The sequence below is a fragment of the Methyloversatilis universalis EHg5 genome, from assembly GCF_000378945.1.
GTDB classification, from domain to species: domain Bacteria; phylum Pseudomonadota; class Gammaproteobacteria; order Burkholderiales; family Rhodocyclaceae; genus Methyloversatilis; species Methyloversatilis universalis_A.
The window spans coordinates 3,096,864-3,112,021 of the sequence record NZ_KB900539.1; the positions used below are offsets into that span (position 1 = coordinate 3,096,864).

Sequence of the window (15,158 nt, forward strand, 5' to 3'; positions counted from 1 at the left end):
AACCTGCAGTGCGAAGCCATTATTGGACATTGATGGTGGCCGTTTAGCAATTATGAACAAGAGTTCCAATTAAGGGATTCGGAGGAGACATACGCCATGTCATCGCACCACCCCGCCGCAGACGCGCTGCACCTGCAGTCCGTGGTTGACGCGCACGCCAGTCTGCCCGGCGCACTGCTGCCCATGCTGCACGCCATCCAGGACGAGTTCGGCCATGTGCCGGATCAGGCCGTTCCGGTCATCGCCCGCAGCCTCAACCTTTCACGCGCCGAAGTGCATGGCGTGATCACCTTCTACCACCACTTCCGCAACCATGCGCCCGGTCGTCATGTGGTGCAGGTCTGCCGGGCGGAAGCCTGTCAGGCGGTCGGTGCGGTCGCGCTTGAAGCGCACGCGAAGAAATGCCTCGGCATCGACTTCCATGAAACCACCGCGGACGGCGCGGTGACGCTGGAGGCGGTGTACTGCCTCGGCAACTGTGCGGTCGGTCCGTCGCTGCGGATCGATGACGACATCGTCGGCCGCGTCACGCCGGAAGGTTTCGACGAAATCATCGCTGAACTGCGCGCGGAGGTGACCGCATGAGCACCCGCATCTACGTCCCCATCGATTCCACCGCGCTGTCGCTGGGCGCCGAAAAGGTTGCAAAGGCCATCGCCGCCGAAGCGGCGAAGCGCGGCATCGCGATCGAACTGGTGCGCAATGGCTCGCGCGGTGCCTTCTGGCTCGAACCGCTGGTCGAGGTACAGACCCCGGCCGGCCGCATGGCCTACGGTCCGGTGCAGCCGAAGGACGTCGCCGCGCTGTTCGACGCCGGCTTCGTCACCGGCGGCCAGCATGCGCTGTCGCTTGGCCTGACCGACGACATCGCGTATCTGAAGAACCAGGAACGGCTCACCAGCGCACGCATCGGCATCACCGATCCGCTGAGCCTGGACGACTACATCGCCCACGGCGGCTACGAAGGCCTGGTCGCGGCGTTCGGGATGAGCGGCGCAGACATCGTGAAGGAAGTGACCGACTCCGGCCTGCGCGGTCGTGGCGGTGCAGCCTTCCCGACCGGCATCAAGTGGAACACCGTGCTCGGCGCCAGCGCCGACCAGAAGTACATCGTGTGCAACGCCGACGAGGGCGATTCCGGCACCTTCTCCGATCGCATGATCATGGAGGGCGATCCGTATGTGCTGATCGAAGGCATGACCATCGCCGGCATCGCGGTCGGCGCCACCCGGGGCTACATCTACCTGCGCTCGGAATACCCGCACGCCTTCGCCACGCTGAAGGAGGCGATCCGCCGCGCGCGCGCCGCCGGCTGGCTGGGCCAGGACGTGCGCGGCTCGGGCAAGGCGTTCGAACTGGAGGTGCGTCTCGGCGCCGGCGCCTACATCTGCGGCGAAGAGACCTCGCTGCTGGAAAGCCTGGAAGGCAAGCGCGGCATCGTGCGCTTCAAGCCGCCGCTGCCGGCGCTGCAGGGCCTGTTCGGCAAGCCGACCGTGATCAACAACGTGATCTCACTGGCTTCGGTACCCATCATTCTGGCCCGCGGCGGCGCGTACTACCGCAACTACGGCATGGGCCGCTCGCGCGGCACCCTGCCCTTCCAGCTGGCCGGCAATATCAAGCGCGGCGGTCTGGTCGAGAAGGCCTTCGGCCTGACCATGAACGAGCTGATCCATGACTTCGGCGGCGGCACGCTGTCCGGCCGGCCGGTGCGCGCGGTGCAGGTGGGCGGCCCGCTTGGCGCCTATGTGCCGGCGTCGCAGTTCGACATGCCGCTGGATTACGAGGAATACGCGAAGAACGGCGCCATGATCGGCCACGGCGGCATCGTGGTGTTCGACGACACGGTCGACATGGCCCACATGGCGCGCTACGCGATGGAGTTCTGCGCGGTCGAGTCCTGCGGCAAATGCACGCCCTGTCGCATCGGTTCCACCCGCGGCGTCGAGGTGATCGACCGCATCGTCGCCAACGAACAGCGCGGCAAGAACATCGCGCTGCTGCAGTCGCTGTGCGACACCATGCTCAACGGCTCGCTGTGCGCGCTCGGTGGCATGGCCCCCTACCCGGTGCTGTCCGCACTGAACCACTTCCCGGAAGACTTCGGCGTCGACAAGACCGAAGCTGCCTGAGCACGCGAGACTCCAGGAGAACTGCCATGTCACTGCCCCGCAACACCGATTACGGCACGCCCGCGCGTGCGTCGGAAAAGGAAGTCACCCTCTCGATAGACGGCATCGAAGTGACGGTACCGGCCGGCACCTCGGTCATGCGTGCCGCGCAGGAATGCGACACCAGCATTCCGAAGCTGTGCGCCACCGACAGCCTCGAACCGTTCGGCTCCTGCCGCCTGTGCCTGGTCGAGATCGAAGGCCGCCGCGGCTATCCGGCGTCCTGTACCACTCTGGTCGAACCGGGCATGCAGGTGCGCACCCAGACGCCCAAGCTGGCGGACATCCGTCGCGGCGTGATGGAGCTCTACATTTCCGATCACCCGCTGGACTGCCTGACCTGCTCCGCCAATGGCAACTGCGAACTGCAGGACATGACCGGCGTGGTCGGCCTGCGCGAAGTGCGCTACGGTATGAAGGGCAAGAACCACTTCGACCTGCTGTCGGCGCTGAGCAAGGAGAAGGACGAATCCAACCCCTACTTCAGCTACGACCCGTCGAAGTGCATCGTGTGCAACCGCTGCGTGCGCGCCTGCGAAGAAACCCAGGGCACGTTCGCGCTCACCATTTCGGGCCGCGGTTTCGACTCGCGTGTCAGCCCGGGTGAAAGCCAGCCCTTCATGGATTCGGAATGCGTGTCCTGCGGCGCCTGCGTACAGGCCTGCCCGACCGCGACGCTGATGGAAAAGGGCGTGATCGAACACGGTCAGGCCGAAAAGAAGGTCACCACCACCTGCGCCTACTGCGGCGTCGGCTGCTCCTTCGACGCCGAAGTGAAGGGCACAACCGTGGTGCGCATGGTGCCAAGCAAGGACGGTGGCGCCAATCACGGCCACTCCTGCGTGAAGGGCCGCTTCGCCTTCGGCTATGCCACACACGCCGACCGCATCACCACGCCGATGATCCGCAAGAGCATCGAGGACGCCTGGCAGCCGGTGAGCTGGGACGAAGCGATCAGCTACGCCGCGTCGGAATTCAAGCGCATCCAGGCCAAGCATGGCCGCGACTCGATCGGTGGCATCACCTCCAGCCGCTGCACCAATGAAGAAACCTATCTGGTGCAGAAGCTGGTGCGTGCCGCCTTCGGCAACAACAACGTCGACACCTGCGCCCGTGTGTGCCACTCGCCCACCGGTTACGGCCTGAAGCAGACGCTGGGCGAATCGGCCGGCACCCAGACCTTCGACTCGGTGATGAAGGCCGACGTCATCATGGTGATGGGCGCCAACCCGACCGACGGCCACCCGGTGTTCGGTTCGCAGATGAAGCGCCGCCTGCGCGAGGGCGCCAAGCTCATCGTGGTCGACCCGCGCTCGATCGATCTGGTGCGCTCGCCGCACATCCAGGCCACGCATCACCTGAAGCTGAAGCCGGGCAGCAATGTGGCGATGATCACCTCGCTGGCCCACGTGGTCGTGACCGAAGGTCTGGTGCAGGAAGATTTCGTGCGCGAGCGCTGCGAATGGGCCTCGTTCGAACAGTGGCGCGATTTCGTGGCCAAGCCGGAGAACTCGCCGGAAGCGATGGAAATCCACACCGGCGTGCCGGCGGCCGAGGTGCGTGCCGCGGCGCGGCTGTTCGCCACCGGCGGCAACGCGGCCATCTACTACGGCCTCGGCGTGACCGAACACAGCCAGGGTTCGACCACCGTCATCGGCATCGCCAACATCGCGATGGCCACCGGCAACATCGGCCGCGAGGGCGTGGGCGTGAATCCGCTGCGCGGCCAGAACAATGTGCAGGGCTCCTGCGACATGGGCAGCTTCCCGCATGAACTGCCGGGCTACCGCCACGTGTCTGACGCCGCCACGCGCGCACTGTTCAAGGACGCCTGGGGCGTCGAACCGCAGCCGGAACCGGGCCTGCGCATCCCGAACATGTTCGAGGCGGCGATGGACGGCACCTTCCTCGGCCTGTACTGCGAAGGCGAGGACATCGTGCAGTCCGACCCGAACACGCAGCACGTCGAAGCGGCGCTGCGGGCGATGGAGTGCGTGGTGGTGCAGGATCTGTTCCTGAACGAAACCGCGAAGTTCGCCCACGTGTTCCTGCCCGGCTCCAGCTTCCTGGAAAAGGACGGCACCTTCACCAACGCCGAACGCCGCATTTCGCGCGTGCGCAAGGCGATGCCGCCGCTGGCCGGCAAGGCGGACTGGGAAGTCACCTGCCTGCTGTCGAATGCGCTCGGCTACCCGATGGACTACAAGGATCCGTCGGACATCATGGATGAGATCGCCCGTCTGACCCCGACCTTCCACGGCGTGAGCTACGAGCGGCTGGACGAACTGGGCAGCATCCAGTGGCCCTGCAACGAGGACGCGCCGGAAGGCACGCCCATCATGCACATCGAACAGTTCGTGCGCGGCAAGGGCCGCTTCATGCTGACCGAGTACGTGCCGACCGAAGAGCGCACTTCGTCGCGCTTCCCGCTCATCCTCACCACCGGCCGCATCCTGTCGCAGTACAACGTGGGTGCGCAGACCCGCCGCACACCGAACTCGATGTGGCACGACGAGGACCGGCTGGAAATCCACCCGACCGACGCCGAATCGCGCGGCATCAATGAAGGCGACTGGGTGGGCATCACCTCGCGTGCCGGCGAAACCGTGCTGCGCGCGGTGGTGTCCGAGCGCATGCAACCGGGCGTGGTCTACACCACCTTCCACTTCCCGGAATCGGGCGCCAACGTGATCACCACCGACAATTCGGACTGGGCGACCAACTGCCCGGAATACAAGGTGACCGCGGTGCAGGTGACCCGCGTGACCCAGCCGTCGGAATGGCAGCAGCGCTATCGCGATTTCTCGCGCCAGCAGCTCGACCTGCTGCCCAAGACGCGGCGCGAGAAGGTGTGAGCGGGTACGCCGTGGCCGACGCCGCAACCGTGAGCGCCGACGCCGTCCCGGCCTGCAGCACGCCGGGGCCGGCGTTCGATCACCCGGCGCAGAGCCTGCGCCCGGTCACGCGGACGCGCGACGGCGAACGCCAGTCCTCGCTCGAATGCGTGGCCGAAGAGGTGCCGGTGGCCATGGTGTACAACGGCATTTCGCACGCGGTCATGCTGGCCACGCCGGCCGACCTCGAAGACTTCGGTCTGGGCTTCAGCCTGTCGGAAGGCATCGTGCGCCGGCGCGCCGAAGTGCTGGACATCGAGGTGGCCGGCCATGAGGCCGGCATCGAAGTGCGGCTGCAGGTATCCAACCGTGCCTTCGAGGCGCTGAAACTGCGGCGGCGCACGCTGGCCGGCCGCACCGGCTGCGGCCTGTGCGGTGTCGACAGCCTGGCCCAGGTGGCGCGCGAAGTGACACCGGTGAGCGCCCGGCCGCAGGTGAGCGACGCGGCGATACACCGCGCCTTCGCCCACCTGTCCGACGCGCAGCCGCTGCACCGGCTGACCGGCTCGGTACACGCCGCCGGCTGGGCCGCGGAAGACGGCACGCTGCTGTGGGTGCGCGAAGACGTGGGCCGGCACAACGCGCTGGACAAGCTGATCGGCGCGCTCGCCCGGGCCGGACACGATCCGGCGCACGGCTTCGCGGTGGTCACCAGCCGCGCCAGTTATGAAATGGTGCAGAAGCTGGCCAGTTTCGGCGGCGGACTGCTGGCCGCCATTTCGGCGCCGACAGGCCTGGCCATCGACCTCGCCGCACGCGCCGGCATCACGCTGTGCGGCTTCGTACGCAACGGCCAGAAGGCCGTCTACACAGAACCCAAAGACTGAACGGAATCACGATGGACATCCACAACCTCGTCAAGATGGCCAACCAGATCGGCCAGTTCTTCCACAGCTATCCGGATCACGAAGAAGCGGTGACCGAAGTGGCCGCCCACATCCGCCGTTTCTGGGAACCTCGCATGCGGCGTGCGATCATCGGTCACATGAACCAGGGCGGCGACACCGGTCTGCTGCCGCTGGTGACCGAGGCGCTGCAACGTCTGCAGGACGCCGAAACCCCTGCCTGAAGAAGCAAAGAACCGAAAGGACAGAAACCGATGACCGCTCCGACCACTTTGCGCGACCTGATGGGCCTGGGCCACCAGCCCGGCACCCTGCAGGACGCCGCACTGGTGCTGATCGACTGCCAGAACACCTATCGCGAAGGCATCATGCAGCTGACCGGCGTCGAGCCGGCGCTGAAGGAAGCGCGCCGTGTGCTCGACCGCGCCCGTGCGCTCGGCCGCCCGGTCATCCACATCCAGCACGACGCCGGCCCGGGCACGCCGTATGACGTGCGCGCCGACATCGGCCGGATCGCCGACATCGTCGCGCCGCAGGACGGCGAAACCGTCATCACCAAGGCTTACCCGAACAGCTTCGTGCAGACGCCGCTGGACGACGAACTGAAGCGGCTGGGCGTGAAGAATCTGGTGCTGGTCGGTTTCATGACCCATATGTGCGTGAACTCGACCGCGCGCGGCGCCTTCAACCTCGGCTACGCGCCCACCGTGGTCGCCTCCGCCACCGCAACCCGCGACCTGCCGCTGCCCGATGGCAGCGTGGTGCGCGCCGACGCGCTGCAGCCGGCCAGCATCGCCACCATGCGCGACCTGTTCGCGGCGATTGCGCCGACCGCTGACGCGGTGCTCGGCTGACCGCCCCCGCTTCGCAAAACAACGGCCGGCCCTTGCCGGCCGTTTTCATTGGCGGGTCCACCGCGCCCCGTCGCCGCTGCACGCCCGCCCTCAGCACCGGCATCCGGCTCACTGCTTCATATTTGAATGCGGCGGCTTTGGCCCTACCATCCTGTATTCAATAAAACACAGGAATAGCCATGAAGTTCGCCCGCCTGCTGTCCGCCCTGTTGCTGTTCTGCCTGCACGCCGGCATCGCCCGCGCCGATACGCTGGTGGTGTTCGCCGCCGCCAGTCTGACCAATGCACTGCAGGACATCGGCAAGGATTTCGAAACGAAATCCGGCCACACGGTGAAGTTCTCGTTCGCCGCCTCGTCCACACTGGCCAAGCAGATCGAAGCGGGCGCACAGGCGCAGGTCTTCCTGTCGGCCGACGAACAGTGGATGAACTATCTGGCCGAACGCAAGCTCATCGTGCCGGCCACCCGCGTCGATCTGCTGGGCAACAGTCTGGTGCTGGTCACGCCGGCCGACAGCCGGGCCACGGTGACGCTGAAGCCCGGCTTCGACCTCGCCGGCCTGCTCGGCGACGGCCGGCTGGCCACCGGCGACCCGGCCCACGTGCCGGTCGGCAAGTATGCGAAAGACGCACTGACCCACCTCGGCGTCTGGGCGGTGGCCGAACCGAAACTGGTGCGCGCGGATTCGGTCAGGGCCGCGCTGGTGCTGGTCGAGCGCGGCGAAGTGCCGGCCGGCATCGTGTATGCAACCGACGCTGCGGTGACACCCAAGGTGCGCATCGCCGCCACCTTCCCGGCTGACAGCCATGCGCCGATCACCTATCCTGCGGCACTCGTCGCCGGGCAGGACACGCCGGCCGCGCGCGCCTTCATTGATGCGCTGCGCGGCAGCCAGGCCGCCGCGGTATTCAAGCGCTACGGCTTCAGCATCAAGTAAAAACGGGAACAGATGGGCGGAATCGAATGGGATGCGCTGCTGCTCAGCCTGAAGGTGGGTGCGGCCAGCACCGCGCTGTGCCTGCCTTTTGCCATCGGCGTGGCCTGGCTGCTGTCGCGCAGCCGGCTGCCCGGCCGCGCGTTGCTCGACGGCATCGTGCATGCGCCGCTGGTGCTACCGCCGGTGGTGATCGGCTACCTGCTGCTCATTTCGCTCGGCACCCGCGCGCCGCTCGGCGCCTGGCTCAAATCCACCTTCGGCATCCAGCTCATCTTCACCACTGAAGGTGTGGTGGTGGCCGCCGCGGTGATGGCCTTTCCGCTGATGGTGCGCGCGATACGCCTGTCGCTGGACAGCGTGGACCGCGGCCTCGAACTGGCCGCCCGCACGCTGGGCGCCAGCCGGCTGGACGTGCTGTTCAGCGTCACGCTGCCGCTCATGCTGCCGGGCATCCTGTCCGGCGCGATGATGGCGTTCGCCGCCAGCCTGGGCGAATTCGGCGCCACCATCACCTTCGCGTCCAATATCGAGGGCGAAACCCGCACGCTGCCGCTGGCCATCTACACCGCCACCCAGACGCCGGACGGCGACGCCATCGCGCTGCGTCTGGTCGGCCTGTCGATGGCACTGGCGGTGGCCGCGATCACGCTGTCCGAATGGCTGCACCGGCGCACCCAGCGCTGGCTGGGCCGGCACTGAGCGCGCCCCGTGATCGAACTGAATTTCGGCAAGAAGCTGGGGGCACTCAACCTGCAGGTCGACGTGGCGCTGCCGTCACGCGGCGTGAGCGCGCTGTTCGGCCGCAGCGGCGCCGGCAAGAGCAGCCTGATCAATGCGGTGGCCGGCATCGTGAAGCCGGACCACGGCCGCATACGGGTCGGCGAGCGGGTGTTCTACGACCGCGACAGCGGCACCGATCTGGCGATCGAGGCGCGCGGCATCGGCTACGTGTTCCAGGACGCACGGCTCTTCCCTCACCTGTCGGTCGCCGGCAATCTGCGTTATGGCCTGAAGCGGGCGCGCGGCACGCACGCGGTGGGCTGGGACAGCGTGGTCGAGGTGCTCGGTCTCGAACATCTGCTGGACCGTCGGCCGTGGAATCTGTCTGGCGGCGAGCGCCAGCGCGTGGCCATCGGCCGCGCCCTGCTGCGCCAGCCGACACTGCTGCTGATGGACGAACCGCTGGCTTCGCTCGATGCGCCGCGCAAGGCCGAAGTGCTGCCCTACATCGAGCGGCTGGCGCGCGAATTCGCGCTGCCGGTGCTGTACGTGAGCCACTCGATCGAAGAGGTGACGCGACTGGCCGATCACCTGGTCATCCTGAGCGAAGGCCGCACCGTGGCCAGTGGCGAACTGTCGGACATCATGTCGCGGCCGGAGCACGCACCGCTGATCGGCCGCTACGAAGCCGGTTCGGTACTCGACTGCACGGTGCTGCAGCACAACGACGACTACGCGCTCACCACGCTGCGCTTCGCCGACGGCCAGCTGCGGGTGCCGCGCATCGATCTCGATCCGGGCGCACCGGTGCGGGTGCGCATCCGCGCGCGTGACGTGGCGCTGGCGCTGTCGCGACCGATGGACGTGTCCATCGTGAACAAGCTGCCGGGCCGGGTGCAGCAGATCACCCCGCGCGACGGGCCTTACGCCGATGTGACCGTGGATCTGGGCAGCCGCACGCTGCGCGCGCTGATCACGCGCGAGTCCTGCGACCGGCTCGGCCTGCAGCCGGGCACGGCGGTGTGGACCATGGTGAAATCGGTGGCGCTGGACAGCCGCAGCGTGGGTTTCAGCCGGCGTCCGCGTTCCGCATCGCCGGCGCAGGGGCCGGACTTGCCGCAGAAGCCGGGCGCGCCAGCGGAAGCGGATTGAGCGCCTCATCCAGTTCGCGCAGCTGCAGCGCCACCGCCTCTGCAGTACGCCGCTCGGCGGCGCGGAACAGCGCGATCAGCCGCACGCCGAACGGCGTCAGTTCCGCCCCGCCTGCGCCCTGCGAGCGGCCGGGATAGGTTTTCACCACCGGCTCGGCAAACATGCGGTTCAGATCGTCGATCAGCAGCCAGGCGCGGCGATAGGCCATGCCCATGGCCCGCGCGGCACCGGAAATCGAGCGCTCGCGCGCCAGATGTTCCAGCAGTTCGATCTTGCCCGGCCCCAGCCGCTCGCCATTGTGGAAATGCAGGCGCAGCGAGGCCGAAGACGCCGGAGCGGCGTTCAGGCCATCGGAGATCGGGGTTTCCGGAGCAGTCATGGGTGAAGTTTAACGCGCCGGCACGGTCCTGCCGCCAGCCGGTCGCGGTATCATCCGCGCCCATGTCGTCCGCCCGTCTCCCCCGCCGCAGCCTTGCCTGGATCGCCTTCGTGGCGCTCCTGTTCAATGCGCTCGCGCCGCTGGTGATGCAGGGCATGGCGCAGGACGCCGGCTATTCGGAACTGTGCACCGTGCGCGGCATCGAGCGCGTCGCCGACAATGGCGACGGCAGCGACCCGGGCATGGCCATGTCGGGTGCACACTGCCCCTTCTGTCTGGCGCAGCACACGCCCTTCATTCCGGCCGCGCCCGTGGTGGCCGGGCTCACCCCGGCAGCCGGTGCGGACGCGCTGCCGCCGCTCTTCCTGCACGCTCCCCGCCCGCCGTTCGCATGGGCGCCCGCCCAGCCGCGCGCGCCCCCTTCCATCGTCTGATTCCCGCACTGAGCGCGCAGCCCGCTGCCCGATGACGCCCGTCGTCACCGCGCCGCTGCGCATGAACTGACCGGAGCGTCACGGCCTCTGCCGGCCGCTCCGCATGCAACGGATTCCGACGATGAACACCCGAACCTTCCGCCGCGCGCCGCTGGCCTGCGCGCTGCTTGCCGCCTTCACCCACACTTCCGCCAGCGCTGCCGACGACACCCGCACGCTCGACGGCGCTGCCCTGGTGCTGGGCGCCGTCAACATCCTCGACAACGCCGGCCCGATCGCGGCGCGCAGCCTGCCCACCTCGGTCGACGTGCTGGGCGCCGACCGCATCGAGAATCAGGTGGTGACCCACAACTGGCAACTGTTCGGCCAGATGCCCGGCGTCATGCTGACCAATTTCAACCAGGGCAACGTGTCGGGCAAGTTCTCGATGCGCGGCTTCAATGGCGAGGGCGAAATCAATGCGGTGAAGCTGCTGGTCGATGGCGTGCCCGGCAACAGCAACGACGGCAACATGCCTTACCTCGAACTGGCGATTCCGCTCGAAATCGACGCCATCGAGGTGGTGCGCGGCACCAACGACCCGCGCTACGGCCTGCACAACATCGCCGGCAACGCCAACGTGATCACCCGTACCGGCGGCAACTACATGCTGGGCCGGGCCAGCTACGGCAGTTTCAACACGCGCGATGCGCAGGCGGCGCTGGGCATCGAGCACAACGGCTTTTCGCAGAACTACGCGGTCAGCGTGTACAACAGCGACGGCTATCGCGATCACAGCGAAACCGAAAAGGTGAGCGCCAGCGGCAAGTGGTTCTTCTCGCCTGGCGGCGACACCCGCTTCGGCGTCATCGTGCGGCACCAGGACGCGAAGGCAGAGGAAGCCGGCTACCTGACACGGCTGCAGGCGCGCACCGACCCGGACCAGTCTCCGGCACACAATGCCAGCGACGGCGGCGACCGCACGCTGGACCAGTTCAGCGCGCACGCCGACGTCGAACTGGGCGAGCGCCTGTTCTGGTCCTCGGTGGCCTACATGAACAAGATCGACGACAGGCGCTTCGTGCGTTTCTCGGCCGGCGTGTCGCAGCAGGAGCGCTACACCAGTGAAGAACATCTGGGCGCGATGAGCACGCTCACCTGGCGACCGGACGTGAGCTGGGCGAAGGAGTTCGCGCTGGTCGGCGGTGTCAGCGCCGAGTGGCAGGACAACGTGAGCGAGCGCTACACCACCGCGAACCGGGTGCGTACTGCGCAGACCCGCAACCAGCAGTTCGAACTGGACATCTACGGCGCCTTCGTCCAGGCGGTGATCAAGCCGACCGACCAGCTCAAGATCGTGCCGGCCTGGCGCACCGACGTACTGACCGGGCATTACGACAACCTGCTGAACGGCCGCCGCTTCGACATCAACGACTACGGCAATGTGCACCAGCCCAAGATCAGCGCGGTGTATTCGTTCGACGAGCGCTACGCGGTGTACGCCAACTACGGCCGCACCTTCCAGATCGGTGTCGGTACCGCCAGCTACAAGGTGACCCAGACCCAGGATCTGGATCCGTCGATCAACGAAGGCTGGGAAGCCGGCCTGCGCTTCCGACCGCTGCCCTGGCTGGACGGCCGGCTCGCCGTCTGGGAGCAGACCGCCAGCAACGAGGCGCGCCGCAAGCTGAACGACCCGGCCAACAGCAGCGAAAACATCGGCAAGACCGAACGCCGCGGCATCGACCTGCAGCTCAACGCCCAGGCCACCCGTCAGCTCGGCCTGTGGATGGCGGCCGCGCTGCAGCGCTCGAAAATCCTGAAAGCGGAATCGTCGGCACCGGCCACCGAGGGCAAGGAGATCGACCATGTGCCGCACTTCCTGCTGAATGCAGGCGCCGACTACGCAGCCAGCGACGCGCTGAAGCTGTCACTGTGGGCCAGTGCCCAGGGCGACTATTACCTGGAGCGCACCAACAGCGCCGGCCGCTTCGGCAGCTATCTGCTGTTCAACGCGTCGGCCAGCTACCAGTTCAGCCCGACGCTGCGCGCCGACCTGCAGGTGCGCAACCTGACCAACCGCTATTACGAATACGTATGGCACGACGGCGCCCAGTCGCTGCACTCGCCGGGCGAGCCGCGCGCGGTGTTCGCGTCGCTGCACGCCCGCTTCTGAGTCGGAGAAAGGGCCGGACATGACCCGCGCACGCCGCCTCTGGCTGGCCTGTCACCTGTGGCTGGGGCTTGCGCTCGGCGGCCTGCTCGTCATGTTCGGCCTGACCGGCAGCGTGCTGGTGTTCTACACCGAGGTGGACCGGCTGCTGAACCCGCATACCGTGGCCAGCACGCCTGCGCCCGACGTGGATCCGGACGCCGCCTTCGCCGCGCTGCGGGCGGCTCACCCGGGGCGCAGCGGCGCCTGGCGCATCGAGCTGCCGCTGCACGAAGGCGTGCCGCTGATGGCGCGCTACTACCGGCCGGTCGAACGCGCCGAGCGCAGCTTCGCGCCGCTGCTGGTGACGCTGGACCCGGCCACGCTGGCCATCACCCGTACCGCCTTCTGGGGCGATACTGCGGTTACCTGGATCTACGATCTGCACTACACCCTGCTGCTGGATCGCCCGGGCAAGACCGCGGTCGGCATCGCCGGCCTGCTCATGCTGCTGTCACTGGGGTCCGGACTGTGGCTGTGGTGGCCGCGCAATCGTTCCGTCAGTCGCCTGCTGCACGCACTGAAACCGGTGCTGCGGCACGGGCGTGCGCGCCTCACCTACGACCTGCACGTGCTGTCCGGCAGCTGGGGAGCGGTGCTGCTGATCACGCTGGCACTGACCGGCGCCGCACTGGCGCTGCCGGAGCAGACCCGCGCGCTGATCACGCCGGCGTCGCCGCTGTTCCGCATGCCGGACCTGCGGGCCATCACGCCGCCCATGCACCACGCCATCACAGCCGCCGACGCGATCGCGGTCGCCCGCAGCCGCTTTCCGGGCCGGGAACTGCGCTGGGTGGAGTCACCTTCGCTGGAAGGCGGCGCCTGGCGCGTGGTGCTGCACCAGCCGGACGAACCGAGCCGGCGCTTCCCGCGCACCCAGGTGTGGGTGCACCCGGAAACCGGCACCATCGTCGCCGAACGCGATGCCGCCCGTGACAGCGGCGGCGACACCGTGCTGAACTGGCTGCACCCGCTGCACAATGGCGAAGCCTTCGGCATGACCGGCCGCGTGCTCATGTGCATCGCCGGCCTGCTGCCGGCCCTCCTGTTCGTGACCGGCTGGATGCGCTGGCGTCACAAGGCCCGCGCCAGGGCGCTGACCGGCCAGCGCCGCACCGGCATCAGGCGGTCGTGATGAAGAAGTGGTCTGCGTCCAGCGACAGACCGCTGCCGATCTGCGCGAACTGCACCGCCGCGCCCGCGCCCGAACCGTCAGCGTCGTAATACAGCGCGCCGCTGCTGCTGTCGTACAGAATGCGGACAGCGGCAGTATCGGCGACCGCGTCATCGGACGACTGGAAGGCGGTCGCGGCAAGCGGCGTTTCTCCTGTCCCGAAACGGCCAGCAATACCGGCAAACGCCGAAGATTTCAGCACGAAACGGTCGTCCGCCAGATCAAAGTCGGTGATGGTCGACAGCGTGCCGGCCTGCGGTGCCACGCCGAAGTAGAACGCATCTGCACCGTCACCGCCGGTCAGCGTATTCAGACCGCGCCCGCCATCCAGCCAGTCATTGCCGTCCATGCCGAGCAGGGTGTCTGCGCCGTCACCACCGTCCAGCAGGTTGTTCAGCTCGTTGCCGGTGATCCGGTTGGCCAGTGCGTTTCCGGTGCCGTTGAGTGCCGTGCCGGTCAGTTCGAGGTTCTCGACGTTGGCGCCCAGCGCGTAGTTGATCGACGAGCGCACGGTGTCGGTGCCCGCGTTCAGCCCTTCGCTCACCACGTCGCGCACGTTGTCTACAACGTAGGTGTCGTCCCCTTCGCCGCCCGACATGCTGTCTATGCCCACGCCCCCGTCCAGCAGGTCGTTGCCCGCGCCCCCCGACAGCACGTCGTTGCCGTCACGTCCGTACAGCGCGTTGTCCAGTTCGTTGCCGGTCAGCACGTTGCCCAGTTCGTTGCCTTCTCCACGCAGCGCCGCACCTTCCAGCGTCAGGTTCTCTACGTTGGCGCCCAGCACGTAGTCCAGCCGCGCACGCACCAGATCCACGCCCGAGCCCCGCAACGCGCTCTCCACCACCACGTCGCCTGCGTCATCGACCACGTAGGTGTCGTTGCCCAGACCGCCTTCCATCCGGTCCGCACCCGCTCCGCCGTCGATCACGTTCGCCGAGCCGTTGCCGATCAGTACGTTGGCGCTGCCGTTGCCCTCAAGGTTGTACAGCCCCGCACCCAGCACTTCCAGTTTCTCAACGTGCGCGTAGCGGCTCTCCAGCGACAGCGTCACCGCTGCACGGCCCGCGTTGGCGAACATCACCTGCACCGTGTCCGTGCCTTCTCCGTCCGCTTCCACCACCACGTCGCCGATCTGGTCCAGCACGTAGCGGTCGTCGCCTTCGCCTCCGATCAGCGTGTCCGCGCCCGCGCCACCGTCCAGTACGTCGTCTCCACCCCGACCACTCAGTACGTTCGCGCTTGCGTTGCCGGTGAGCACGTTGGCCAGCCCGTTGCCGGTGCCGGCCACGGCCCTGCCGGTCAGCGTCAGGCGTTCGACGTTATCTGCCAGCGTGTAGTCGACCGATGCGGACACCGTATCGTTACCCTGGCCACCGGCCTCGACCACCCGGTCACCGACGTTGTCC

General features: G+C 67.5%; 14 protein-coding genes. 12 read left to right on the plus strand and 2 right to left on the minus strand.

The genetic code is table 11. The features are described from left to right. Window positions 1-96 precede the first annotated feature (96 nt). From METUNV2_RS0114180 to modC, 9 genes are all read left to right on the plus strand, one after another. A complete protein-coding gene (locus METUNV2_RS0114180; protein WP_018230132.1) occupies window positions 97-585 on the plus strand; it encodes a formate dehydrogenase subunit gamma in 489 nt (162 codons plus the stop codon). Next, window positions 582-2,132 (plus strand): formate dehydrogenase beta subunit, encoded by a 1,551-nt coding sequence (locus tag METUNV2_RS0114185; RefSeq protein ID WP_018230133.1) that lies wholly within the window; start codon window positions 582-584, stop codon window positions 2,130-2,132. The genes METUNV2_RS0114180 and METUNV2_RS0114185 overlap by 4 nt, the downstream gene beginning before the upstream one ends. Before the next feature lie 26 nt (window positions 2,133-2,158). Next, a complete protein-coding gene (fdhF, locus tag METUNV2_RS0114190; protein WP_018230134.1) occupies window positions 2,159-5,026 on the plus strand; it encodes a formate dehydrogenase subunit alpha in 2,868 nt (955 codons plus the stop codon). Then, complete coding sequence (gene fdhD / locus METUNV2_RS0114195; protein ID WP_018230135.1) at window positions 5,023-5,892, plus strand: formate dehydrogenase accessory sulfurtransferase FdhD; 870 nt, start codon at window positions 5,023-5,025, stop codon at window positions 5,890-5,892. The genes fdhF and fdhD overlap by 4 nt, the downstream gene beginning before the upstream one ends. Before the next feature lie 11 nt (window positions 5,893-5,903). Continuing rightward, the gene (locus tag METUNV2_RS0114200) at window positions 5,904-6,134 is read left to right on the plus strand and encodes a formate dehydrogenase subunit delta (RefSeq protein ID WP_018230136.1); all 231 of its coding nucleotides are present in this window, start codon (window positions 5,904-5,906) and stop codon (window positions 6,132-6,134) included. A gap of 30 nt (window positions 6,135-6,164) precedes the next feature. Continuing rightward, window positions 6,165-6,764 carry a cysteine hydrolase family protein gene (locus METUNV2_RS0114205; protein ID WP_018230137.1) on the plus strand — a complete coding sequence of 200 codons (600 nt, stop codon included), beginning with the start codon at window positions 6,165-6,167 and terminating at the stop codon, window positions 6,762-6,764. A 179-nt stretch (window positions 6,765-6,943) separates the two neighbouring features. After that, the gene (gene modA / locus METUNV2_RS0114210) at window positions 6,944-7,702 is read left to right on the plus strand and encodes a molybdate ABC transporter substrate-binding protein (protein WP_018230138.1); all 759 of its coding nucleotides are present in this window, start codon (window positions 6,944-6,946) and stop codon (window positions 7,700-7,702) included. Between the two features lie 12 nt (window positions 7,703-7,714). Next, complete coding sequence (gene modB, locus METUNV2_RS0114215) at window positions 7,715-8,401, plus strand: molybdate ABC transporter permease subunit (protein ID WP_018230139.1); 687 nt, start codon at window positions 7,715-7,717, stop codon at window positions 8,399-8,401. Between the two features lie 9 nt (window positions 8,402-8,410). Continuing rightward, window positions 8,411-9,574 carry a molybdenum ABC transporter ATP-binding protein gene (modC, locus tag METUNV2_RS0114220; protein ID WP_018230140.1) on the plus strand — a complete coding sequence of 388 codons (1,164 nt, stop codon included), beginning with the start codon at window positions 8,411-8,413 and terminating at the stop codon, window positions 9,572-9,574. Here modC and METUNV2_RS0114225 read toward each other — a convergent pair. After that, the gene (locus METUNV2_RS0114225; RefSeq protein ID WP_018230141.1) at window positions 9,492-9,953 is read right to left on the minus strand and encodes a winged helix-turn-helix domain-containing protein; all 462 of its coding nucleotides are present in this window, start codon (window positions 9,951-9,953) and stop codon (window positions 9,492-9,494) included. The two genes, modC and METUNV2_RS0114225, sit on opposite strands and share 83 nt — an antisense overlap. Window positions 9,954-10,015: 62 nt before the next feature. Here METUNV2_RS0114225 and METUNV2_RS0114230 point away from each other — a divergent pair, with 62 nt between their 5' ends. The 3 genes from METUNV2_RS0114230 (at window position 10,016) to METUNV2_RS0114240 (ending at window position 13,713) form a co-directional block, all read left to right on the plus strand. Beyond that, the gene (locus tag METUNV2_RS0114230; protein WP_018230142.1) at window positions 10,016-10,387 is read left to right on the plus strand and encodes a DUF2946 domain-containing protein; all 372 of its coding nucleotides are present in this window, start codon (window positions 10,016-10,018) and stop codon (window positions 10,385-10,387) included. A gap of 121 nt (window positions 10,388-10,508) precedes the next feature. Next, a complete protein-coding gene (locus tag METUNV2_RS0114235; RefSeq protein ID WP_018230143.1) occupies window positions 10,509-12,542 on the plus strand; it encodes a TonB-dependent receptor in 2,034 nt (677 codons plus the stop codon). Window positions 12,543-12,561: 19 nt separating this feature from the next. Beyond that, window positions 12,562-13,713: a PepSY-associated TM helix domain-containing protein gene (locus METUNV2_RS0114240; RefSeq protein WP_018230144.1), complete on the plus strand. Its 1,152-nt coding sequence runs from the start codon at window positions 12,562-12,564 to the stop codon at window positions 13,711-13,713. Here METUNV2_RS0114240 and METUNV2_RS0114245 read toward each other — a convergent pair. After that, window positions 13,700-15,158 (minus strand): calcium-binding protein (locus METUNV2_RS0114245; RefSeq protein WP_157281576.1); only part of this gene is annotated, 1,459 nt, incomplete at its 5' end. The two genes, METUNV2_RS0114240 and METUNV2_RS0114245, sit on opposite strands and share 14 nt — an antisense overlap.